Origin of the sequence: Rhodanobacter denitrificans, from assembly GCF_000230695.2 — a bacterium.
Lineage (GTDB): Bacteria > Pseudomonadota > Gammaproteobacteria > Xanthomonadales > Rhodanobacteraceae > Rhodanobacter > Rhodanobacter denitrificans.
The window spans coordinates 3,404,899-3,425,702 of sequence record NC_020541.1; the positions used below are offsets into that span (position 1 = coordinate 3,404,899).

14 protein-coding genes are annotated in these 20,804 nt (G+C 69.9%); 6 read left to right on the forward strand and 8 right to left on the reverse strand.

The features are described 5' to 3' along the window. Positions 1 to 205: 205 nt before the first annotated feature. The 3 genes from ltaE to lptF all read right to left on the reverse strand — a co-directional run bounded on the left by ltaE (position 206) and on the right by lptF (position 3,527). A complete protein-coding gene (gene ltaE, locus R2APBS1_RS15725; protein WP_015448686.1) occupies positions 206 to 1,225 on the reverse strand; it encodes a low-specificity L-threonine aldolase in 1,020 nt (339 codons plus the stop codon). Between the two features lie 83 nt (positions 1,226 to 1,308). Further along, positions 1,309 to 2,409 (reverse strand): LPS export ABC transporter permease LptG, encoded by a 1,101-nt coding sequence (gene lptG / locus R2APBS1_RS15730; RefSeq protein WP_015448687.1) that lies wholly within the window; start codon positions 2,407 to 2,409, stop codon positions 1,309 to 1,311. Further along, complete coding sequence (lptF, locus tag R2APBS1_RS15735; RefSeq protein ID WP_015448688.1) at positions 2,406 to 3,527, reverse strand: LPS export ABC transporter permease LptF; 1,122 nt, start codon at positions 3,525 to 3,527, stop codon at positions 2,406 to 2,408. The genes lptG and lptF overlap by 4 nt, the downstream gene beginning before the upstream one ends. A 102-nt stretch (positions 3,528 to 3,629) precedes the next feature. Between lptF and R2APBS1_RS15740 the strand changes: the two genes are divergently transcribed. Both R2APBS1_RS15740 and R2APBS1_RS15745 read left to right on the forward strand, forming a co-directional pair. Next, complete coding sequence (locus R2APBS1_RS15740; RefSeq protein ID WP_015448689.1) at positions 3,630 to 5,120, forward strand: leucyl aminopeptidase; 1,491 nt, start codon at positions 3,630 to 3,632, stop codon at positions 5,118 to 5,120. A gap of 95 nt (positions 5,121 to 5,215) precedes the next feature. Then, positions 5,216 to 5,635: a DNA polymerase III subunit chi gene (locus R2APBS1_RS15745; RefSeq protein WP_015448690.1), complete on the forward strand. Its 420-nt coding sequence runs from the start codon at positions 5,216 to 5,218 to the stop codon at positions 5,633 to 5,635. A 1-nt stretch (position 5,636) separates the two neighbouring features. Here the strand turns inward: R2APBS1_RS15745 and R2APBS1_RS15750 are convergent, their stop codons facing one another. Next, positions 5,637 to 9,179 carry a hybrid sensor histidine kinase/response regulator gene (locus R2APBS1_RS15750; protein ID WP_015448691.1) on the reverse strand — a complete coding sequence of 1,181 codons (3,543 nt, stop codon included), beginning with the start codon at positions 9,177 to 9,179 and terminating at the stop codon, positions 5,637 to 5,639. Between the two features lie 143 nt (positions 9,180 to 9,322). Next, positions 9,323 to 12,880: a hybrid sensor histidine kinase/response regulator gene (locus R2APBS1_RS15755; protein WP_015448692.1), complete on the reverse strand. Its 3,558-nt coding sequence runs from the start codon at positions 12,878 to 12,880 to the stop codon at positions 9,323 to 9,325. A 581-nt stretch (positions 12,881 to 13,461) separates the two neighbouring features. Here R2APBS1_RS15755 and R2APBS1_RS15760 point away from each other — a divergent pair. Then, entirely contained in the window at positions 13,462 to 14,922 is a 1,461-nt protein-coding gene (locus R2APBS1_RS15760) for a GTPase (protein WP_015448693.1), read from the forward strand. Between the two features lie 251 nt (positions 14,923 to 15,173). Here R2APBS1_RS15760 and R2APBS1_RS15765 read toward each other — a convergent pair whose 3' ends face one another. The 3 genes from R2APBS1_RS15765 to ubiH form a co-directional block, all read right to left on the reverse strand. Continuing rightward, positions 15,174 to 15,968 (reverse strand): dienelactone hydrolase family protein, encoded by a 795-nt coding sequence (locus tag R2APBS1_RS15765; RefSeq protein ID WP_007514819.1) that lies wholly within the window; start codon positions 15,966 to 15,968, stop codon positions 15,174 to 15,176. Positions 15,969 to 16,048: 80 nt separating this feature from the next. Continuing rightward, on the reverse strand, positions 16,049 to 17,260 hold the full coding sequence (locus R2APBS1_RS15770) for a UbiH/UbiF/VisC/COQ6 family ubiquinone biosynthesis hydroxylase (RefSeq protein ID WP_015448694.1): 1,212 nt from the start codon (positions 17,258 to 17,260) through the stop codon (positions 16,049 to 16,051). Then, on the reverse strand, positions 17,257 to 18,480 hold the full coding sequence (ubiH, locus tag R2APBS1_RS15775) for a 2-octaprenyl-6-methoxyphenyl hydroxylase (RefSeq protein WP_015448695.1): 1,224 nt from the start codon (positions 18,478 to 18,480) through the stop codon (positions 17,257 to 17,259). Before ubiH ends, R2APBS1_RS15770 begins: the two co-directional genes overlap by 4 nt. A gap of 100 nt (positions 18,481 to 18,580) precedes the next feature. Between ubiH and R2APBS1_RS15780 the strand changes: the two genes are divergently transcribed. The 3 genes from R2APBS1_RS15780 to R2APBS1_RS15790 are packed head-to-tail and all read left to right on the forward strand — an operon-like array spanning position 18,581 to position 20,682. After that, a complete protein-coding gene (locus R2APBS1_RS15780) occupies positions 18,581 to 19,180 on the forward strand; it encodes a hypothetical protein (RefSeq protein WP_015448696.1) in 600 nt (199 codons plus the stop codon). 1 nt (position 19,181) lies between these two features. After that, positions 19,182 to 19,751 (forward strand): cob(I)yrinic acid a,c-diamide adenosyltransferase, encoded by a 570-nt coding sequence (locus R2APBS1_RS15785; protein WP_015448697.1) that lies wholly within the window; start codon positions 19,182 to 19,184, stop codon positions 19,749 to 19,751. A 10-nt stretch (positions 19,752 to 19,761) separates the two neighbouring features. Further along, positions 19,762 to 20,682, forward strand: coding sequence for a histone deacetylase family protein (locus R2APBS1_RS15790; RefSeq protein ID WP_015448698.1), 921 nt, complete (start codon positions 19,762 to 19,764; stop codon positions 20,680 to 20,682). The last annotated feature ends 122 nt before the right edge of the window (positions 20,683 to 20,804 follow it).

A 20,804-nucleotide genomic window follows, 5' to 3' on the forward strand; every position in this document is an offset into this window, starting at 1 on the left:
CTGGCCGGATCGGCCGGACTCGAAAGCGACGAGCGAGGTTTCCCGGACTCGACACGGCCAGGCGGTTTCATTTGGCGGCCGCCGCACGGACGCCGGCGGGTGGTGCCCGCGGCCCCGGCAGGCAGGGTCGATGGCGGCGGGATCGGGCGCGCCAACAACCTGCGCCGGTCCGATGTCGAGCGGCTGGCCGGCGTGCCGCTGCCGCTCAGCCGCGCCCGAAAAATTCCGCAAATGCTGCGGCCGTGCGCTCGATGCCGGCGTCGTCGACATCCAGATGCGTCACCAGCCGCAGCGTGGGCAGGTAGCCGATGCTGATGCGGATGCCGGCGTCGCGCAGATGGACGTCCAGTTCGCGCAGGCGCCCGGCGGGCACGTCGATGAACACCATGTTGGTGTACTGGCCGAGCAGGTCGACGCCGGCGATCTCGCGCAGACGTCCGGCGAGATAAGCGGCGCGGCGATGGTCGTCGGCCAGCCGCGCCACGTGGTGATCCAGCGCGTACTGGCCGGCTGCGGCGAGCATGCCGGCCTGGCGCCAGCCGCCGCCGGCGACCTTGCGCCAGCGCCGCGCCTTGTCGATCAGCGCGTGCGAACCGAGCAACACCGAACCGACTGGCGCGCCGAGCCCCTTGGACAGGCACACCGACACCGTATCGAAGTGGCGCGCGATCTCGCGCGCCGGCACGTTGCAGGCGATTGCCGCATTGAACAGCCGCGCGCCGTCCAGGTGCAGGCCAAGACCGTGCGCGCGTGCCGTGTCGTGGGCCGCCTGCAGGTAGTCCAGCGGCAGCGTGCGGCCATGCCAGGTGTTCTCCAGCGCCAGCACGCGGGTGCGCGCGAAATGCGGGTCGACCGGCTTGATCGCTGCCTCGATGCGCTCCAGCGGCAGGCTGCCGTCGGCCGCCTGCACGATCGGCTGCGGCTGGATCGAGCCGAGCACCGCCGCGCCGCCGCCTTCGAATTTGTAGGTGTGCGCGTCCGCGCCGACCAGGTATTCGTCGCCGCGCTCGCAATGGCTCATCAACGCCAGCAGGTTGGACTGGGTGCCGCTGGGCACGAACAGGCCGGCGTCGAAGCCGAGCTCGTCGGCCAGCCGCTGCTGCAACGCGTTGACGGTCGGGTCTTCGCCGTAGACGTCGTCACCGACCTCGGCCCCCAGCATCGCCGCGCGCATCGCCGCGGTCGGACGCGTCACCGTATCGCTGCGCAGATCCACCCATTCCACGGCTCACCCCTTGCGGTCGGCAAAGAAGGCCAGCTTGGCCGTATCCGGCGCCGCGGGCAAGTGCGCGCGCCCCGACGGCGCACTCAGACGCGGCGGCGGAAATACAGCCACGCCGCCGTCACCAGGATCAGCGCCGGCAGCAGGTTCGCCAGCAGCGGCGGCATGCCGTACACGGTGCCGAAGTTGACCATCGCCTGCTGCAGGAAGTACCAGCCCAGCGCAAGCAGGATGCCGATGAACATGCGCTTGCCGAGGCCGCCGGAGCGCAGCGAGCCGAACGCGAACGGCATCGCGCACAGCACCAGCACCAGTACGTTGAGCGGATACAGCGCACGCCCCCAGAACGCCACCGCGTAGGTGCCGGGACTCTGGCCGTTGCCTTCCAGGTAGTCCATGTTGCGGCGCAGGTCGCGCATGGAAAGGTACTGCGGCTGGATCACCGACTGCGCCAGCACCTGCGGATCGAGGCTGGACTGCCACGGCAGCGCGGCCGCCATGCTGGCATGGGTGCCCTGCGCATCCAGCGTGGTGATGCGCGCGTCGTGCAGCACCCACTGCCGGCCGTTGTGCTCGGCGGTCCTGGCCCAGATGAAGCGGTCTAGTCTGCCGTCGGGACTGAAGGTGAATACGCGCACGTCGCTCAGCTGCACCACGCCGACGCCGCCGCGCTGCTTCAGCGAGGTGCCGCGGGCGTTGATCACGCTGGCGCCGTCGCGTGCCCACAGCCCGCTGCTGGTGCCCATGCCGAGGCTGCCGGTCTTCGTGCGCAGCTGCATCGCCTGCGCCTGCTGGTCGCCCCACGGCGCCAGCGTCTCGCCCATGACCACCACGCCGACGATCAGCACCGCGACCACGCCGACCGCCGAGCCGGCGATGCGCAGGCGCGACATGCCGGCGGCGCGCAGCGCGGTGAGCTCGCCGGTGCCGGCCAGCCCGCCCAGGCCGAGCAGGCCGCCGATCAACGCGGCGTTGCCGAACATCTCGTAGGCGCGGCGCGGGAAGGTCACCAGCACATAGGCCAGCGCGCTGCTCGTGGTGTATCCGTTCTTGCCGACGTGCCCCAGCTGCACCAGCAGTATCCTCACCGCATCGAAGCCAGTCAGCACCAGCCACACCATCAGCATCGAGCCGAGCACGCTCAGCGCGACCAGCCGGTCGACCCGCTTGATGTTGAACACCGTCATGCCGGCAAGCCCGGCAGCACGCGCCGCTTGCGCAGCTTGCGCGGAGCGTACTGCTTCCACAGCATCCACAGCGCCAGCGCCAGCACCAGCGCATGCAGCGCCCACAGCGGCGCCTCGCCATGCCAGTGGCCCTTGCCGATCTGCGCGCGGCCCAGCGCCAGCAGCGTGTAATAGAGATAGAACGTGACCACCGCCAGCAGCAGGCGGCCGTATTTCGGTTCGCGCGGACTCTGCCGCGACAGCGGCAACGCCAGCAGCAGCAGCACGAAGGTCAACGGCGGCGCGTTGGCGCGCCAGGCGAATTCGGCGCGGTCGGTCGGGTCGTCCGAACGGAACAGTGCCCAGCTGCTCTTGGAGTGCGCCGGATCATCGTCGTCGTCGGCCTGCACGCTGGACAGCGAGGTGTCGTTGCGCCGGTACTGCATCTGCCGCCAGTTGTTCGCGCCGAGCGGAATGTCGTACTGCCAGCCGTCCTTGAACGCGATGAAGCGGCCTTCGCCGTTGCTCTCCTGGTACAGCTCGCCGCTGGTCGCGCTGACCACCTTCAGGTGCGGCGGGCCATTCTTGCCCTCGCTCTGCGTTGCCACGAACGTGCGTCCCAGCTTGCTGCCGTCGCGACTCAGGCTGTCGACGAAAATGATGCCGCCCTTGCCCGGCAGTTCGGTGAAGCGCCCCGCGTCGAGGCCGGCCGCGATCACCGAGCGGTTCGCCTCGGCCACCAGCGCGTCGCTGGTGCGCACCGCCCACGGCCCCAGCCACAGCGAAACCAGCGCGGTGAGCGCGACCAGCAGCGCGCCGAGCAGCAGCACCGGACGCAGCAATCCGCGCGGTCCCATGCCGGACGATGACAGCACGTGCATCTCGCTCTCGCGGTACATCCGCCCCAGCCCCAGCAGCACGCCGACGAAGCCGGCCAGCGGCAGCATGTTGGTGAGGCCGTCGAGCGTGCGCAGACCCAGCACCTGGAACATCACGCTGGCCGGGAAGCTGCCGTTGGCCACCTGCTCCAGCACCTTGGCGAACGCGCTGCCGGCCACGACCACCAGCAGCACCACCACGGTGGCGGTCACGGTCTGCGCCAGCTCGCGCAGGAAGTAGCGGTCGAGGATGCTCAGCATGCGATAAACTTGTCCGCTTGTACGGCCAGGCCCGATCGGCGCCGGCAAACCGCAAGTCTAGCCTGTCCGGCCGCCAGCCGGACCCCTGCAGGAACCACCTCGATGACGCTCCAGTTCAGCCTCGGCTCCGCCGCTCCTGCCACCGTCGACAGCGCCTGCGTGCTGGTCGGCGTCTACGAACAGGGCGTGCTGACCAGTGCGGCGGCCCAGCTGGACAGCGCCGCCGGCGGCATGATCAAGCGCCAGGTGGAGAGCGGCGACATCAGCGGCAAGGCCGGTTCCACCACCGTGCTGTTCGCGCCGGCCGGTGTCGCCGCGCAACGCGTGCTGGTGGTCGGCCTCGGCGCGCAGAAATCGTTCGACGCCGCGCGCTACCAGAAGGTGAACATCGAGGCGGCGCGCTCGCTCGGCCGCCTGCCGGTGGCGAACGCGGTGTCCTACCTCAGCGAGGTGGAGGTGCCCGGTCGCGACAGCGCCTGGCGCGTGCGCATCGCCGCGCTGGCCTGCGACCACGCCGCGTACCGCTACACCGCCACGTTCAAGCCACGCGACAAGAGCAAGCAGACGGAGCTGGCCGCGCTGACGTTCGCCGCCGGCACCGACGCGCAAGGCGGGCTGGACCAGGCGGTGGCGATCGCCGAGGGCGTGCGCTTCGCGCGCGAACTGGCCAACCTGCCGCCGAACATCTGCAACCCGGCCTACATCGCGGCGCAGGCGCAGGCCTTCGCCGAGGCGCAGGGCAAGGTCAGCTGCAGCGTGCTGGACGAAGCCGCGATGGCGAAGCTCGGCTTCGGCTCGCTGCTGGCGGTGGCGCGCGGCTCGGTCAACAAGCCGCGCCTGATCGCGCTCGAATACAAGGGCGGCCACGACGGCGCCAAGCCGTACGTGCTGGTCGGCAAGGGCGTCACCTTCGACTCCGGCGGCATCAGCCTGAAGCCCGGCGCCGGCATGGAAGAGATGAAGTTCGACATGGGCGGCGCTGCCGGCGTGCTCGGCGCGTTCGTCGCTGCGGTGAAGATGGGCCTGAAGCTCAACCTGGCATGCGTGGTGCCGGCCGTGGAGAACATGCCCGACGGCGACAGCTACCGCCCCAGCGACGTGCTGACCAGCCTGTCCGGGCTCACCATCGAAGTGCTCAACACCGACGCCGAAGGCCGCCTGATCCTGTGCGACGCGCTCACCTATGCGGCGCAGACGTATCAGCCGCAGGCGCTGGTCGACGCGGCCACGCTCACCGGCGCCTGCGTGATCGCGCTGGGCAAGCACGCCACCGGCCTGATGAGCAAGCACGATGACCTCGCCGCCGAACTGCTCGCCGCCGGCGAGGAAACGCTGGACCGCGCCTGGCGCCTGCCGCTGTGGGACGACTACCAGGCGCAGCTTGAATCGGGCTTCGCCGACGTCGCCAACATCGGCGGCAAGAGCGCCGGCGCGATCACCGCCGGCTGTTTCCTGTCGCGCTTCACCGACGGCCAGCGCTGGGCGCACCTGGACATCGCCGGCACCGCCTGGGAGGAAGGCCGCAAGGGCCTCGCCACCGGCCGCCCGGTGGCGCTGCTGGCGCAGTGGCTGTTGGACCGGAGCGAGCAGTGAGTGACGCGAAGTGAGGAGTGAGCGATGAAGGTTTGAGGCATCATGCCCATCGCCCTACTCTCACCTCCCTCTTCCCGCCACTCACTCCCGACCTTATGCGCGCCGACTTCTACCTGATCGACAAGCCGCGCTTTCGCGAACAGCCGCTGCTGCTGGTCTGCGAGCTGGTGAACAAGGCATTCGCCGGCGGGCAGCCGATGCTGATCCTGGCTCGCGACTTTGCCCAGGCCGAAGCGCTGGACGAACTGCTGTGGGCGTTCGACGACGACGCCATGATCCCGCACCAGCTGGCTGGCGACGATGACGACGACGAGACGGCGGTACTGATCGTGCCGCCGGGCGTGGACAGCGCCGACCGGCCGCTGCTGATCAACCTGCGCGAGAGCTGCCCCGCCGGCCGCTACCAGCGCGTGCTGGAAGTGGTCGCCGCCGACCCGGCCGAACGCGAGGGTTCACGCACGCGCTGGCGCGAATACCAGCGACTGGGTTTCGAGCTGCACAAGTACGACATGTGATTCACGCCGGCGCGGCCGCGCCGTCGACCACCCGCGCCAGCGCCGCCGCCAGCTGTTCGCCGCTGAGCGGCTTGCGCAGGAAGCCGTCCATGCCCGCCGCGCGCGCCTTCGCCTCGTCCTCGCTGCCCTGGCGCGCGGTCACCGCCACGATCGGCAGGTGCCGCCCGGCCAGCTCGCGCTGGCGGATCAGCCGCGCGATCTGGAAACCGTCCACGCCCGGCAGGTCCAGATCCAGCAGCACCGCGTCGAACTGCGCGTGCGCCAACTCGGCCAGCGCCGCCAGCCCGTTCACCACGTGCACCACCGCGTGGCCCTCGCGCTCCAGCAGGCCGCGGATCACCGCGGCCACGATGGTGTCGTCCTCCACCAGCAGCAGCCGGTAGCGGCGACCGCTCGGCCGCTCCACCGGCGCCGGCGCCGCCGGCTCGACCAGCGGCAGCCGCACGCGGAACGTGCTGCCGTGGCCCAGCCGCGATTCCAGCTCGATGCTGCCGCCCATCATCTCCACCAGCTCGCGGCAGATCGCCAGCCCCAGCCCGCTGCCGGCGCGCCGCTGCGGACTCTCCGCCTGCTCGAAGCGCTGGAACAGCCGCGCCTGGCTGGCCTCGGGAATGCCCGGGCCGGTGTCGCTCACGCTGAACTGCAGGCCCTCGGGCTGGCGCTGCGCGCTCAGCGTCACGCTGCCGTGCTCGGTGAACTTCAGTGCGTTGTTGGCCAGGTTCAGCAGGATCTGCTTGATCCGCACCGCATCGCCGAGCAGCTGCGCCGGCAGCTCGTCGGCCAGCGCCAGCACGAAGCGGATGCCTTTGGCGTGCGCCAGGCCCTGCTCCAGCTGCGCCACGTCCTCCAGCAGTTGCCGCGGATCGAACGGCACCGGCTCCAGCTCCAGCCGGCCCGCCTCGATCCGCGCCAGGTCCAGCGCGTCGTTCAGCAGCTTCAAGAGCATCCCGCCGGAGCGCTGCATCGCCTGCGTGTAGTCGTGCTGCTGGCGATTCAGCGGCGTGCTCAAGAGCAGTTCGGCCATGCCCATCACGCCGGTCATCGGCGTGCGGATCTCGTGGCTCAGCGTGGCCAGGAACTGCGTCTTCGCCGCACTCGCCGCCTCCGCCAGCTGCCGCTGCTGCTCGACCAGCTGCACGTGGTGCCGCTGCGCCAGGCGCCGGCGCCAACCGTGCAGCACCAGGCCGACCAGCGCGGCCGCGAGCAGCACGTAGATCGCCCACGCCCACCAGCGCCGCCACGGCGGCGCCTCGACGTGGATGCGCAACGGCGTGGCCAGGCGCACCCATTGGCCGTTCGCGCCCGCGGCCATCACGTCGAGCGTGTAGTCGCCGGCGCCGAGACCGCTGAAATCGCGCTCGCCGCGGCTGCCGGTGTCCACCCAGTCGCTGTCGAAACCGTGCAGCCGGAAACGGTAGCGGTTGGCAGCCGGCGCGACGTAGGAGAACACCCGCGCCTCGATCGCGAGCTGGCTGTCGTGCCAGTCCATGTGCAGGGGCTGCGTGCCGATCGGCAGTACCTGGGTGACGCCGCGGTGGCGCACCCGGGCCTGGGTGAGCGCCATCTGCGGCACGCTGGTCTGCCGGTTGCTCCGGTCCGGGTTGAACGCCACCACGCCACCCAGGGTGGCAGCATAGATGTAGCCGCTGGGCATCCGCGCGTAGCCGCGGAAGAACTCGCCGTTGGTCAGGCCGTCCTGCAGGCCGAACGAACGGAACGCGCCGGTGTCCGGCGCGAACCGCCACAGGCCGTCGTGGCCAAACACCCAGACCCGGCCGGCGGCATCGACGCGCAGGTCGGTGACGTTGACCGATGGCCAGCCATGCGCCGCGTCGATCCGGCGATCGGCCACGATGCCGTCGTCGCCGCGGCGGTAGTGGACCAGCCCGTCGGCATTGGCCATCCACAGCCCGTCGGCGGTGAAATCGAAGGCATCGACGGATTGCCCGGTCGGCCCGCCCGGCACCATCACGAAACGGCCCTGCGCCGTGTCCAGCCACATCATGCCGCCGTCGCTGGCGTACCAGAAGACGCCGTCGTGCAGCGTCATCTGGCTGCCCCAGCGCACCTTGTCGCTGGAGCCGTCCATCGGCACCGGCTGCACCGCCAGCGTCTCCGGGTCGATGCGGAACAGGCCCTGGCCGAAGGTGCGCGCATACATCTGGCCGTCCGGCCCGGGCTCCACCTCCAGCGGCCGTTGCAGCTTCGCGCCGGTCGGATCGACCCGATCGAGCCGCCCGTCAGTATCGCGATACAACGCGCCCTGCACCACCACCCACAAGCGGTTACTCGCGTCCTCGGTCATGCCGACCACGTCGCCGCGCAGTCCCGATATCACGTGCTCGACCGTGCCGGCCACCGGATCGAGCCGGTCGACACGGCCGCCGCGCTGGCCCACCCACACATGGCGACCGTCCTTGCCGCGCGCCATCGTGGTCGCGATCGCGTCGCGCAAACTGGACGGGTCGTCCGGCATGTGGGTGAAGCGGCTGAAGCGGTTCCAGCCCGGCCCCAGGTACGCCACGCCGCCGTCGTACAGCACCGCCCACAGGCCGCCTTCACGGTCGACCATCAGCTGCCATACCCAGGTACCGGGCAAGTTGCCGTAGAGCACCGGCTGGTCGGCCACCGCGGTCACCGGCCCGCCCGGGCGCGCCTGCAGGAACAGGCCCCTCTGCGTGCCGACCCACAGGCGGCCGGCGTCGTCGCGCACGCTGCTCATCACGTTGGTGTCGGGAATCACGCCGGCGCCGAAGCGGCGTGCCACGCCGTCGGCGCCGACGATCCACAGACCGTCGGTGGCGGCGATGCGCACCTCGTCGCCGCTGCCGTCGATCCGCCACGCGTCGATGGTCCGCCGCGGTTCGGCCGAGGGCACACGCCAGATCGTGCCATCGGCCTCGCGCACGAACACGCCATGGCTGCTGCCGATCCACATCCGCTCGTGGCGATCCACGTACAGCGCGGCCACGGTGCCGACCGCGGCCGGCGTGGCGCCGAGCGGCGGATCGACCACGTGCTCGAAGCCGCCCTCGTCCGGACGCATCCGGTCGAGCCCGCCGGCGCTGCCCACCCACAAGCTGCCATCGGCGGTCTGCGCAACCGCCCATACCCTGTCGCTGGCCAGGCTGGCGGAGTCGGCCGGGTCGTGCCCCCAGTGGCGGAACGTACCGCGGGCCTCGTCGTAGCGGTTCAGGCCCGCGTTCAGGCCGGCGGCCCACAGCCGGCCCTGCCGATCAACCATCAGCGTGGCGATGCCGTTGTTGTACAACGAGTCCGGATCATTCTCGGCATGCCGGAACACCGTGAAGCCGACGCCGTCGAAGCGCGCCAGGCCGCCCTTGGTGCCGAACCAGATCGCACCGGCGCGATCCTGCGTCACGGCATAGACGCTGGTGCTCGGCAACCCGTCCGAGGTGTCGTAGCGACGGAACTGTGGGGTCGGCAGCGGATCGGCCTGCGTCGCGACAGCGGCGGGTGCCGGCACGCCTGACGCGGGCGCGGCCAGCCCGAGGGCCAGGACCAGCAAGACTGCCGAAAACATTCAGGTTGTCCCCTTCGGGCTTCCATGCACGCTTGCGCCGTATTGCATGCCGACGCAGCGCCATGCGTGGCGGTTGGCCGCCCCATGCCGGCCATCATGCCAAAACCGCCCAACCGGCGCGAGCGGGCCGGCCGGCCCACGGCTCAGGCCGGGGCGTCGCCCGCCGAAGCGACCACCCGCGCCAGCGCGGCCGCCAGCTGCTCGCCGCTGAGCGGCTTGCGCAGGAAGCCGTCCATGCCCGCCGCGCGCGCCTTCGCCTCGTCCTCGCTGCCCTGGCGCGCGGTCACCGCCACGATCGGCAGGTGCCGCCCAGCCGGCTCGCGCTGGCGGATCAGCCGCGCGATCTGGAAACCGTCCACGCCCGGCAGGTCCAGATCCAGCAGCACCGCGTCGAACTGCGCGTGCGCCAGCTCGGCCAGCGCCGCCAGCCCGTTCACCACGTGCACCACCGCGTGGCCCTCGCGCTCCAGCAGGCCGCGGATCACCGCCGCCACGATGGTGTCGTCCTCCACCAGCAGCAGCCGGTAGCGGCGGCCGCTCGGCCGCTCCACCGGCGCCGGCGCCGCCGGCTCGACCAGCGGCAGCCGCACGCGGAACGTGCTGCCGTGGCCCAGCCGCGATTCCAGCTCGATGCTGCCACCCATCATCTCCACCAGCTCGCGGCAGATCGCCAGCCCCAGCCCGCTGCCGGCGCGCCGCTGCGGGCTGTCGGCCTGCTCGAAGCGCTGGAACAGCCGCGCCTGGCTGGCCTCCGGGATGCCCGGGCCGGTGTCGCTCACGCTGAACTGCAGGCCGTCGGACAGCCGCCGCGCGCTCAGCGTGACGCTGCCGTGCTCGGTGAACTTCAACGCGTTGTTGGCCAGGTTCAGCAGGATCTGCTTGATCCGCACCGCATCGCCGAGCAGCTGCGCCGGCAGCTCGTCGGCCAGCGCCAGCACGAAGCGGATGCCTTTGGCGTGCGCCAGGCCCTGCTCCAGCTGCGCCACGTCCTCCAGCAGTTGCCGCGGATCGAACGGCACCGGCTCCAGCTCCAGCCGGCCGGCCTCGATCCGCGCCAGGTCCAGCGCGTCGTTCAGCAGCTTCAAGAGCATCCCGCCGGAGCGCTGCATCGCCTGCGTGTAGTCGTGCTGCTGGCGATTCAGCGGCGTGCTCAAGAGCAGTTCGGCCATGCCCATCACGCCGGTCATCGGCGTGCGGATCTCGTGGCTCAGCGTGGCCAGGAACTGCGTCTTCGCCGCGCTCGCCGCCTCCGCCAGCTGCCGCTGCTGCTCGACCAGCTGCACGTGGTGCCGCTGCGCCAGGCGCCGGCGCCAACCGTGCAGCACCAGGCCGACCAGCGCGGCCGCGAGCAGCACGTAGATCGCCCACGCCCACCAGCGCCGCCACGGCGGCGCCTGCACATGGACCCTCAACGGCGTCGCCAGCATGTTCCATGCGCCGTCGGTACCCGCGGCCATCACTTCCAGCGTGTAGTCGCCCGCACCGAGCCCGGCGAACTCGCGCTCGCCATGGTTGCCGGTATCCACCCACGCGGTATCGAAACCGCGCAGGCGGAAACGATAGCGATTGGCAGTCGGGTCGACGTACGAACTCAAGCGCACTTCGACCCGCAACTCGCGGTCACTCCACGCCAGTTGGATCGGCTCCGCCCGAACCGGCAACTCGCGGACGGCACCCGCATGACGCACGCTAACACCGGTAACCACCACCTCTGCCGGGTGGGCTGTTGTCGGCGCGCGATCCGGCTGAAAACCGAAGACACCGCCCAAGCTGGCAACATAGATCGTGCCATCCAGCGTGACGGCCGGCGAGTCGCCACGAACTTCGCTATTCACCAGGCCATTGCGCAAGCCGAACGATTTCAACTCGCCGCTGTGCGGATCGAATCTCCACAAACCGTTCTTGCAGAACAACCAGAATCGCTCCTGACGATCGACATGCAGAGCGATCAGCACCATCGATGGCCAACTCGACGGAATCGGAACCAACTGGTCACGCACCACCTTGCCACCATCCAGCCGGTAATGTTCGAACATCTTGTCGCGTGCCGCCCAGAACCCGTCTGCCGTGAATTCGAGCGCATAGATGTAGCCCTCGTCCGACACCCCCCCGATCGGCTCAAGTTCGTTGCGCACGGGATCCCAGCGCAGCAGCCGCTCCTGATCGGCGTACCAGCCCAGGCTGTTGTAAGGCGTCAACCGATTGCCCACAAAGCCGGTGTCATCCGCAGATGCGACAGGCTTGGGATCGACCGCCAGCGTATCGGCGTTAATCCGGAACAGGCCATCGCGGTACGACACCAGATACATCCGGCGATCCGGGCCCATCGTCAGTCGACGCGGATGCGCGACCTGGGACGCGGCCAGATCCACTTCGACCAACTTGCCGTCGGCATACCGGTAGACACCTCCCTCGCTGGCAATCCACAAGCGCCTGCGCACATCCTCCGCCATGTCCAGCACGTTCCCCTGCAAGCCGGAGATCGCATGCTGGACCTCACCGGTAATAGGGTCGAGCTTGTCCACAAGACCATGTCCACCCACCCACAACCGACCATCGAAACTCGCCAGCACCGACGTCGCCGCGTTGCCGCGCAAGCTGTGGGAGTCGTCAGGCACATGAGTGAACCGGGTGAACTGGTTCCAGCCAGGTGCGAGATAGGCGATGCCGCCGTCCCCCATGACGAACCACAGGCCCCCCTCGATGTCGCACAGCGATTGCCAGACCTGTTGCGCGGGCAGGCTGCCCAACAGCATCGGCTGGCCGGAGATGAGGTGAATCTGCGGGCCGCCATCGTCCAGATACAGTCCATTGCGCGTGGTGATCCACAAATGCCCAGCCTGATCCACGGTGCTGCTGTACACGTCGATGGACGGGATCTGTCCGGGCGCATACAGCCACGCCTTGCCATCGGCGCCCACCCGCAACAGGCCGCCGCGTACTGCGATCCGCACATCGTCGCCGCCGCCCTGGATCCGCCACACCTTCAGCGCCTGCAGACGCGAATCGAGCGATATCTGATGCACGCGGCCATCCACCTCGCGCACAAACACGCCAAGGCTGGAGCCGATCCACAGCTTTCCGTCTGGTTCGGCCAGCAAGGCACGCACGGCGCCGAATCCTTCATCCGGATTCTTCCCCAAAGGATTGCGCACATGCTCGAAATGCCAGCCATCGGGAAGCATGCGATCGAGCCCGGCATCCGTAGCCACCCACAGATCGCCGTCCGGCGTCTGCGTTATCGACCATACGTTATCGCTGGCCAAGCTTTGTGGATCCGCCGGATCATGACGCCAATGCTGGAAACCACCGCTCTCCCGTTCGTGACGATTGAGCCCCGAACCGAATCCTCCCACCCACAGCTGGTTGTCGTGATCCGCGAACAGGCTGTACACCGAACCCTCGGGCAACGACGCCGGGTCGTCCGAGTGATGGCTGAAAGTCTGGAAATCAACGCCGTCATAGCGCACTAGGTCGACGCCGACACCGAACCACATGAGGCCTTGCTTGTCCTGCACCACGGAATAGACCGTACTGCCGGGCAGACCATCCGCGGTCTGGTAACGCCGGAACTGCGGCGTCGGTAGCGGACCCGCAGCGTTACCGTTCGAAAGGGGCAGAACAGTTGCAGTGCTGGCGTTCGCTGTTGCTACAAACGCAGATAGCGCTAAAACAGCGCTCAGCAAAAGGGTAGGCAACATTTCAGCTTTCCCGTAAGAACCTCAAAAGCAGCGGTGGCCACCTCGATTACAGCACGGGCGCCGAACTCAGCCTAGCAATGAGGCTCGCTATCGAATCAGCACAGGCTAACGAGGAAGCTCAAACAACTTCAAGCCCAAGCCATGCGACAAGGCCGGCAATTGCATGACCCTCCACACTTGATAGCCACTGCCGACTGTATTGGCATTCACTCCGAGAGCTACCAAAAGCCAGCCAGTCACAAAGAAACAGCCGCCAGTTATGGCGGCTGTTTTTCTTACCCCTTCTGCCCGTCAACCACTTTAAATGCGGTGATGCCAAAGAATTCAGCCAATGCGTCCAACATAATTCAATCCTCTTCGAAGTAAATCGCAGCGTTAGCCAAAAACCACAGCCATCATCCATGACTTATCGAGACCCCTCCCTCTACCCATTGGAGCGTAAGAGCAAGTTCACTGTCAATAAATTGAGTTAAACAGGGTCGTGAACAATGCGGGATACGCGATGTAAATGAGCACAGGCGACGATGCAGGTAAGCACGCTACAGTGCACAATCCGACCCTGCCCAGAATGGAATGCACGGATGTCCCGACGCCCGCGCTTGCTGCTCACCGCGCTGGCCATGGCCGCGCTGCTGTGGCTGCTGTTCGCCGCCGCCGAACGCGCGCTGGCGCTGGCGCAGCGTTTCCTGGATTTGCCGTCGTGGCTGCAGTGGACGCTGGGCGGCGTGCTGCTGATCTTTGCCGCGGCCGGTCTCGCCGTGCTGTGGTGGCTGCTGCGCCCGCGGCGCCGGCGCCGGCCGCCACCGGCGCCCGATCGCAGCAGCCTGGAGCAGCGCATCGGCCGGTTGCGCGACCGCGGCGCCGACACCGGCGCGCTGACGGCGGAGCTGGGCGAGCTCGATCGCCGCCGCGCCAGTTCGCGCATCTACGTGGCGCTGTTCGGCGAAATCTCCAGCGGCAAGTCCAGCCTGGTCCGCGCGCTGGCGCCGCACGCACAGGTCGCCAGCGACGTGCGCGGCGGCACCACCCGCGGCGTCGGCCACTACGACGGCAAGCTGCCGGACGGCCGCACGCTGGTGCTGGCCGACGTGCCCGGCAGTCGCGAGGCCGGCGGCGAGGCGCACGAAACGCTGGCGCGCGAGGAAGCGCTGCGCGCGCACGCGGTGGTCTATCTGTGCGCCGGCGACCTCAGCCGCCGCCAGGCCGACGAACTGCGCTGGCTGGCCGACTTCGGCAAGCCGCTGCTGCTGGTGCTGAACAAGTCCGACCAGTGGAGCGAGGCCGAGCGCGATCAATTGCTGGAGCGCCTGCGCCGGCACGCGCGCGGCATCGCCAGCGCGGTGCTGGCGATCAGCGCCGGCGGCAGCGAGCGCTACCAGCGCCAGCTCGCCGACGGCCGCACCGAGTCAGTCGAGCGCCAGCGCAAGCCCGCGATCGAGCCGCTGCTGCAGGCGCTCGAACGGCTCACCGCGTCCGGCGCCGAAGGCCTGGAGGATCTGCGCGAGAACGCCGTGCTGGCCGGCCTGCATCAACGCACCGGCACGCTCGAAGCGCAAACCCGCGCCGAGCAAGCCGAACGCATCGTCCGCCAGTACGCGCGCCGCGCCATCGTCGGCGCACTCGCCGCGGTGGCGCCGGGCAGCGACCTGGTGATCCAGGGCGTGCTTGCCACCGGCCTCACCCGCGCGCTCGCCGAGCTCTACGGCGTCAAGGTCAGCGACGTGCAGATCGAGGATTTCGTGCAGCAGGCCAGGCTCACCCTGCGCACCGGCAGCTCGATCGTGCTGGCCGTCGCCGGCAACGCGTTGAAGGCGTTCCCCGGCCTCGGCACGCTGGGCGGCGGTGTACTGCACGCGTTCGCCTATGCGCTGATCTTCGACTCGATGGGCCGCGCGCTGGCCGCCTCGCTGGCCGAACGCCAAAGCCTCGACCAGCACGACGCCGGCGAGCGCCTGAAGGAACTGCTCGCCGACGCCGGCGGTACGCGGCTGCGCCAATTGGCCACGCTGACGATGGACGCGGTGCGTGAGGGCAAGGCTTGAGGCGTGCCACTGCGAGTGACGCGTACGGCGGTCGCGCCTTTCCGTACCCGGAGAAGAGCTCAAGAGCCTTCGTCCCCCTGCGGCAGCCGAAAGCTCTTGGCTCTAAAAACTCCCGCCTCGAACAAAGCAAGAACATCGCGCACAGCGTGCGCTCCTACCGGGTCACACAAGAGAAAAAGTGACTCGGTTGCCGCTGGCAGATGAAATCCCCTGCTCCATAACCACCAGCGCCATCGCGTCCACCAAGAATCCTACGGCGTGCCCGCGAACGCCGCGCGCAGCCAGTCGTGCATCAGGCGGTAGCTGCGGGTGGCGGCGCGTTCGTCGTAGCGGCAGCCGGGCGAGTTCTCGCCGACCTCGGTGAAGCAGTGCACCGCGTGGCCGATCACCACGAACTGCCAGTCGACCGGACTCATGCGCATCTCGTCCATGAACTTGTCCGCGTCCGGCATGGTGCCCTTGTCGTCGGCGCCGTTCATCGCCAGTACGCGCGCCTTGATGTGCTTCGCCAGCGTCGGGTCGTCGGTGTCCAGGCCACCGTGGAACGACACCACCGCGGCCACGCCGGCGCCGCTGCGGGCGAGGTCGAGCACGGCCGAGCCGCCGAAGCAGAAGCCGATCGCAGCCAATTTCGACGCGTCGAGCGGCGCGCTGGCCGCCTGCGCCTTCAGCTGGTCCAGCGCCACGTTGATCCGTTTGCGCATCAGCGCGCGATCGCCGTACAACGGCTTCACCGCCGCCTGTGCCTGCGCCGCGTTGCCCGGCTGCGGGCGCACGTCGGCGCCGTACATGTCGGTGAGCAGGATCACGTAATCCTTGCCGGCGATCATCTCGGCCTTCTTTACGGCCACGTCGTTGATGCCGTACCAGTTCGGCACCATCACCAGGCCCGGCCGCTTCGCGCTCGACGCGTCGTCGTAGAGCAGCACGCTGTGGAAACGGGTGCCGTCCTGCGTCCACTCGACCGGGCGATGCACCATCTTCGCCTGGGCGGCAAGGCTTGAACCGGCGAACAACAGCAGACAGCAGAGTCGGGCGATACGCATGGTCGATCCTCCGTCAGGGTTGACTCCCTCCCCCGCTTGTCCCAAAGGGACTTCCTTCGGTCGCAGGGGTGGGTAAAGGCTCAAAGTCCGGCAGCGTGCTCCGAGAGCTGCCGCTTCAGCGGCGCGAGCCGATCCAGCAGGCGTACGCCGATGCCGCGCGCGGCCACCAGTGCCGGCGACTGCCACGCGTAGATGCGCGCCAGCGCGTCGAAACCCAGCGCATCCAGCGTATCGGCGCTGCGCCGGCGGCGCGCGTAGCGACGCAGCACGTGGGCAGCGCCGATGTCGCGGCCGGCGGCACGCGCGTCGAGCAGCGTGTCGCGCAGTTCGACCACGTCGCGCAGGCCCAGGTTGACGCCCTGCCCGGCCAGCGGATGCACCGCGTGCGCGGCGTCGCCGAGCAACACGAAACGCTCGGCCTGGTAGCGCTCGGCCAGTTGCAGTTTCAACGGGAACGCCGCGCGCGGCGTGGTGGCGAAGATGCGGCCGAGCCGGAAGTCGCTGGCCACGCCGAGCTCATCGAGGAAAGCCTGCTCATCCAGCGCCAGCACGCGCTGCGCCTCGGCCTCCGGCAGCGACCACACGATCGAGCTGCGCCCGTCGGCCAGCGGCAGCAACGCCAGCGGCCCGCCCGGCAGGAAGCGTTGCCATGCAGTGTCCTGGTGCGGCCGCTCGGTGGCGACGTGTGCCACCACCGCGCGCTGTGCATAGTCGCGGCCGCGCGTGCCGATGCCGGCCAGCGCGCGCAGCGGCGAGCCGGCGCCGTCGGCTGCCACCAGCAGCCCGGCGGAAAGGGTCTCGCCGCCGGCCAGTTCCAGCTGGATGCGGTCCTCGCGCGCCTCGAACGCCTTCACCTCGGCGGGACACGACACGCGCACGCCGGCTGCCGACAGCGCCTGCCACAGCGTCCACTGCACCAGGCTGTTCTCGACGATGCAGCCGAGCCGGTCGCGCCCCTCGCTGGCGGCGTCGAAGTCGATCGCCGCGCCGCTTTCGGCATCCCACACGTGCATGTGCGTGTACGGGCCGACGCGAGCGTCGCGAATGGACGTCCAGACGCCCAACTCGTCGAGCAGCGCGACCGACGACGGTGCCAACCCGACCACGCGCAAGTCCACTTCGGCACGCGCGTCCCAGGCCGCCGGAGCGCGGGCCTCCAGCAGGGCGGTGCTGAAGCCAGCCCGCGCCAGGGCCAGCGCCGCGGCGGCGCCCACCATGCCGCCGCCGACCACGGCCACGTCCAGCGCGGGCGCGCGGCGGCGCGAAGGCATGTCCTGCAATGGCGTGTTCATGGCAGGCGCTCCAGCACCGCCCGTGGCGGCTCGCCGCGGAAGCCCATGCCTCGCCGCGCCAGCGCGCGCTGCAGCGGCGGCAAGCGGTCGCAGGCCAGCAGGGCCAGCGAGCGCAGCGGCGCCAGCAGCGGTTGCGGCAGGCAGGCCAGCTGCACCAGGCCGTGGCTCATCGCCATGGTGCCCTCGCGGTCCGGCGCGCGCCGCGCGGCGTAGCGCGCCAGCAGATCGGCTGCGCCCGGATCGGGCGCGGCGGCGACCAGCTCGGCCAGGGTCAGCGCATCGCGCAGGCCAAGGTTGAAACCCTGTGCACCGATCGGGTGCACGGTCTGCGCGGCGTTGCCCACCAGCACCGCGTGCGGCGCGGTCAAGCGGGTGGCCGCGACCCGCTGGATCGCATACGGATGCCGCTTGCCCGGGCGACTCAGCCGACCCAGCCGCCAGCCGAAACGGCGCTGCGCCAGGGCGATGAAACCGGCGTCGTCCAGCGCGGCGACCGCGTCGGCCTCGGCGCCCGCCACCGTGAGCACCAGGCCGCAGCGGCGCTCGGCCAGCGGGAGCAGGGCAACCGGCCCTTCATCGGAGAAGCGCTCCCACGCCCGGTGCGCGTGCCCGCGTTCGGGCGTCACCGTGCAAACGAACAGGGTCTGCCGATAGTCATGTCTTTCGGCGTCGATGCCCAGCTGAGCGCGCACGAACGACTGCGTGCCGTCGGCACCGACCAGCAATGGCGTGTCGAGGCTGCGCGTGCCGTCGGCGCTTTCGACCTGGGCGCGCCAGCCGCCGGACAACGGCTGCAGCGAGGCCAGTTTCGCCGGCGCCAGCCGGGTCAGCCGGGTGCATTCGTCGAGCCGGCGCAGCAGCGCCGCGCCGAGTTCGCGCGCCGGCAAGGTCCAGCCCAGCGCGTCGACGCCGTGCCTGTCCGCGTCGAGGCGTGCGCTGCCGAACTCGCCGGCGCGGCTGACGTGGATGTGGCGGATCGGCGTGGCATGGGCGGCGGCGTGGCGCCACACGCCGATCGCCTCCAGCCCGTTGACGGTGGCACGGGCGAGCGCCAGGTTGCGCTCGTCGTAGCTGGACTGAGCATCGGTGCGCGGCGCGGCGGCCTCGACCAGGGTGGCGGCGATGCCGGCTGCGTCCAGCGCGATCGCCAGGCTGGCGCCGACCAGGCCGCCGCCGATGACCAACACGCTGCCGCCTGCAGGGGATGCGGAAGGGTTCATGCGACGGATGATACGCGCCGGCGCGACGCCGACACATCGGGCCGGTCGCATTGGGCTAAACTGGCAGACCTGTATCCCGCCGAGCTGCACGGAGTCCCGCATGGCAACCTCAACGACCCGACGCCTGGCCATCTTCCTGGGCCTGGCCCTGGTGATGGGCGTCACCCGCTTCCATCCCTCCCTGCTGCACCACGCGTTGTGGGACGCCTCGTGGGGCGTGTTCTTCCTCGCCGGCTTCTGGCTGCGCGGGCAGGGCCGCTGGGCCTTCCCGCTGCTGATGGCCGAGGCCGTGCTGGTGGATTACCTGGTGATCAGCGGCCAGGGCGTCGACTTCTGGAGCCACTACTGCGTGTCGCCGGCCTACTGGTTCCTGGTCCCTTCCTACGGCGCGCTGTGGCTGGGCGGCAGCTGGCTGGCGCAGCGCCAGCAGGGCCTGGGCCTGCGCACGCTGGCCCTCGCAGCCGGTGCGTTGCTGGTGGCCGAGGGCGTGTGCTACCTGGTCTCCAACGGCAGCTTCTACTGGATCAGCGCCAGCGTGCCCGCGCCGCGCAGCTTCGGCGCGTGGCTCGGCAACCTCGGCGACTGGTACCTGCCGTTCCTCGCCGGCACGGCCGTTTACGTGGCGCTGGGCGCGCTGCTGCACGTGCTGGCGACCCAGCTGGCGCACGCCGCGCCGCGCGGCAGCCACGCCCGGCACTGACGTGGGCAACCGCCTCTCGCGGATCTACACCCGCACCGGCGACGACGGTTCGACCGGTCTCGGCGACGGCTCGCGCGTGGGCAAGGACTCGCCGCGGGTCAACGCCTACGGCACGGTGGACGAGCTCAACAGCACGATCGGCATGCTGCTGGCTGCCGACGGCGTCGATGACGAAGTGCGCGAGGCGCTGACCCAGGTGCAGCACGACCTGTTCGACCTCGGCGGCGAGTTGTGCATCCCGGGCATGGCGCTGGTCGAGGACAGCGACATCGAACGGCTGGAGCGCATCCTCGACAGCCTCAACGAACCGCTGCCGCCGCTGAAGGAGTTCATCCTGCCCGGCGGCGGCATGGCCGCGGCCTGCGGCCACCTGGCGCGCACCGTGTGCCGTCGCGCCGAACGCGCGGTGATCACCTTGTCGCGGACGGAGCAGATCCGCACCCAGCCGCAGCGCTACCTGAACCGGCTGTCCGACCTGTTGTTCGTGATCTCGCGCGTGCTGGCCCGCGCCAGCGGCCACGGCGAGGTGCTGTGGCAGCACGAGCGCCGCCGCAAGCCTTCCGCGACCTAGGTCCGCCGCCATGCTGCGGCTGTACACCCATCCTGCCTGCCTGCAGCACGATCCCGGCCCGGGACACGTCGAGCGGCCGGCGCGCCTGCAGGCGATCCTGCGGGCGCTGGACCATGACCGCTTCGCCGCGCTCGACCGCCTCGAGGCACCCCCGGTCACCCGCGAGCAGTTGCTGCGCGTGCACGGCGCGGCACATCTCAGCGAGGTCCTGCTCGGCGCGCCGGCGGGCGAGATGCTCGCCCTGGACCAGGACACCGTGATGGGTCCCGGCTCGACCGAGGCGGCCCTGCGCGCGGCCGGCGCCGTGGTCGCGGCGGTCGACGCGGTGCTCGGCGGTGCCGCGCTGCGCGCATTCTGCGCGGTGCGCCCGCCCGGCCACCACGCCACACGCGAGCGGGCCATGGGCTTCTGCCTGTTCAACAACGTCGCGGTGGGCGCCGCCCACGCGCTGGCCGCACATGGGCTCAAGCGAGTCGCCATCGCCGACTTCGACGTGCACCACGGCAACGGCACCCAGGACATCTTCGAGCGCGAGCCGCGCGTACTGTTCGCCTCCAGCCACCAGTGGCCGCTGTACCCGGACAGCGGCCGCGAGGATGAGCGCGGCGTGGGCAACATCGTCAACGGCACGCTGTCGCCCGGCGCCGGCTCGCACGAGTTCCGCGAGCTGTGGGACGGCGTGCTGCTGCCGCGGCTGCATGCGTTCAAGCCGCAGCTGGTGCTGGTTTCGGCCGGTTTCGACGCCCACCGCAACGACCCGCTGGCCGACATCCGGCTGGGCAACCAGGACTATGCGTGGATCACCGAACGCCTGGCGGCGCTGGCCGACGCACACGCCGGTGGGCGGCTTGTCTCCACCCTGGAAGGCGGCTACGACCTGGCCGCGCTGGCGACCAGCGTGAGCGCGCACGTCGGCGCCCTCGTCGAGTAAGGCGCCGTGCGGCGCGCTGCATTCCGCATCGAATTTCCCCGCTCGGCACCCGCCCAGGCTGAATCCCGACGTGCAGCGAGAAAACGTTCACCTGCCGCCCCGGGGGTCTTTCTGTTAGCTTA

What these genes read in the sequence shown, in the direction of transcription:
- R2APBS1_RS15750 (WP_015448691.1), bottom strand. Translation starts at nt 9,179, where the DNA reads ATGTTTTCGGCAGTCTTGCTGGTCCTGGCCCTCGGGCTGGCCGCGCCC.
- R2APBS1_RS15790 (WP_015448698.1), top strand. Translation starts at nt 19,762, where the DNA reads ATGCTGCGGCTGTACACCCATCCTGCCTGCCTGCAGCACGATCCCGGC.
- R2APBS1_RS15745 (WP_015448690.1), top strand. Translation starts at nt 5,216, where the DNA reads ATGCGCGCCGACTTCTACCTGATCGACAAGCCGCGCTTTCGCGAACAG.
- ubiH (WP_015448695.1), bottom strand. Translation starts at nt 18,480, where the DNA reads ATGAACCCTTCCGCATCCCCTGCAGGCGGCAGCGTGTTGGTCATCGGC.
- lptG (WP_015448687.1), bottom strand. Translation starts at nt 2,409, where the DNA reads ATGACGGTGTTCAACATCAAGCGGGTCGACCGGCTGGTCGCGCTGAGC.
- R2APBS1_RS15760 (WP_015448693.1), top strand. Translation starts at nt 13,462, where the DNA reads ATGTCCCGACGCCCGCGCTTGCTGCTCACCGCGCTGGCCATGGCCGCG.
- R2APBS1_RS15770 (WP_015448694.1), bottom strand. Translation starts at nt 17,260, where the DNA reads ATGAACACGCCATTGCAGGACATGCCTTCGCGCCGCCGCGCGCCCGCG.
- R2APBS1_RS15765 (WP_007514819.1), bottom strand. Translation starts at nt 15,968, where the DNA reads ATGCGTATCGCCCGACTCTGCTGTCTGCTGTTGTTCGCCGGTTCAAGC.
- R2APBS1_RS15740 (WP_015448689.1), top strand. Translation starts at nt 3,630, where the DNA reads ATGACGCTCCAGTTCAGCCTCGGCTCCGCCGCTCCTGCCACCGTCGAC.
- R2APBS1_RS15755 (WP_015448692.1), bottom strand. Translation starts at nt 12,880, where the DNA reads ATGTTGCCTACCCTTTTGCTGAGCGCTGTTTTAGCGCTATCTGCGTTT.
- R2APBS1_RS15780 (WP_015448696.1), top strand. Translation starts at nt 18,581, where the DNA reads ATGGCAACCTCAACGACCCGACGCCTGGCCATCTTCCTGGGCCTGGCC.
- lptF (WP_015448688.1), bottom strand. Translation starts at nt 3,527, where the DNA reads ATGCTGAGCATCCTCGACCGCTACTTCCTGCGCGAGCTGGCGCAGACC.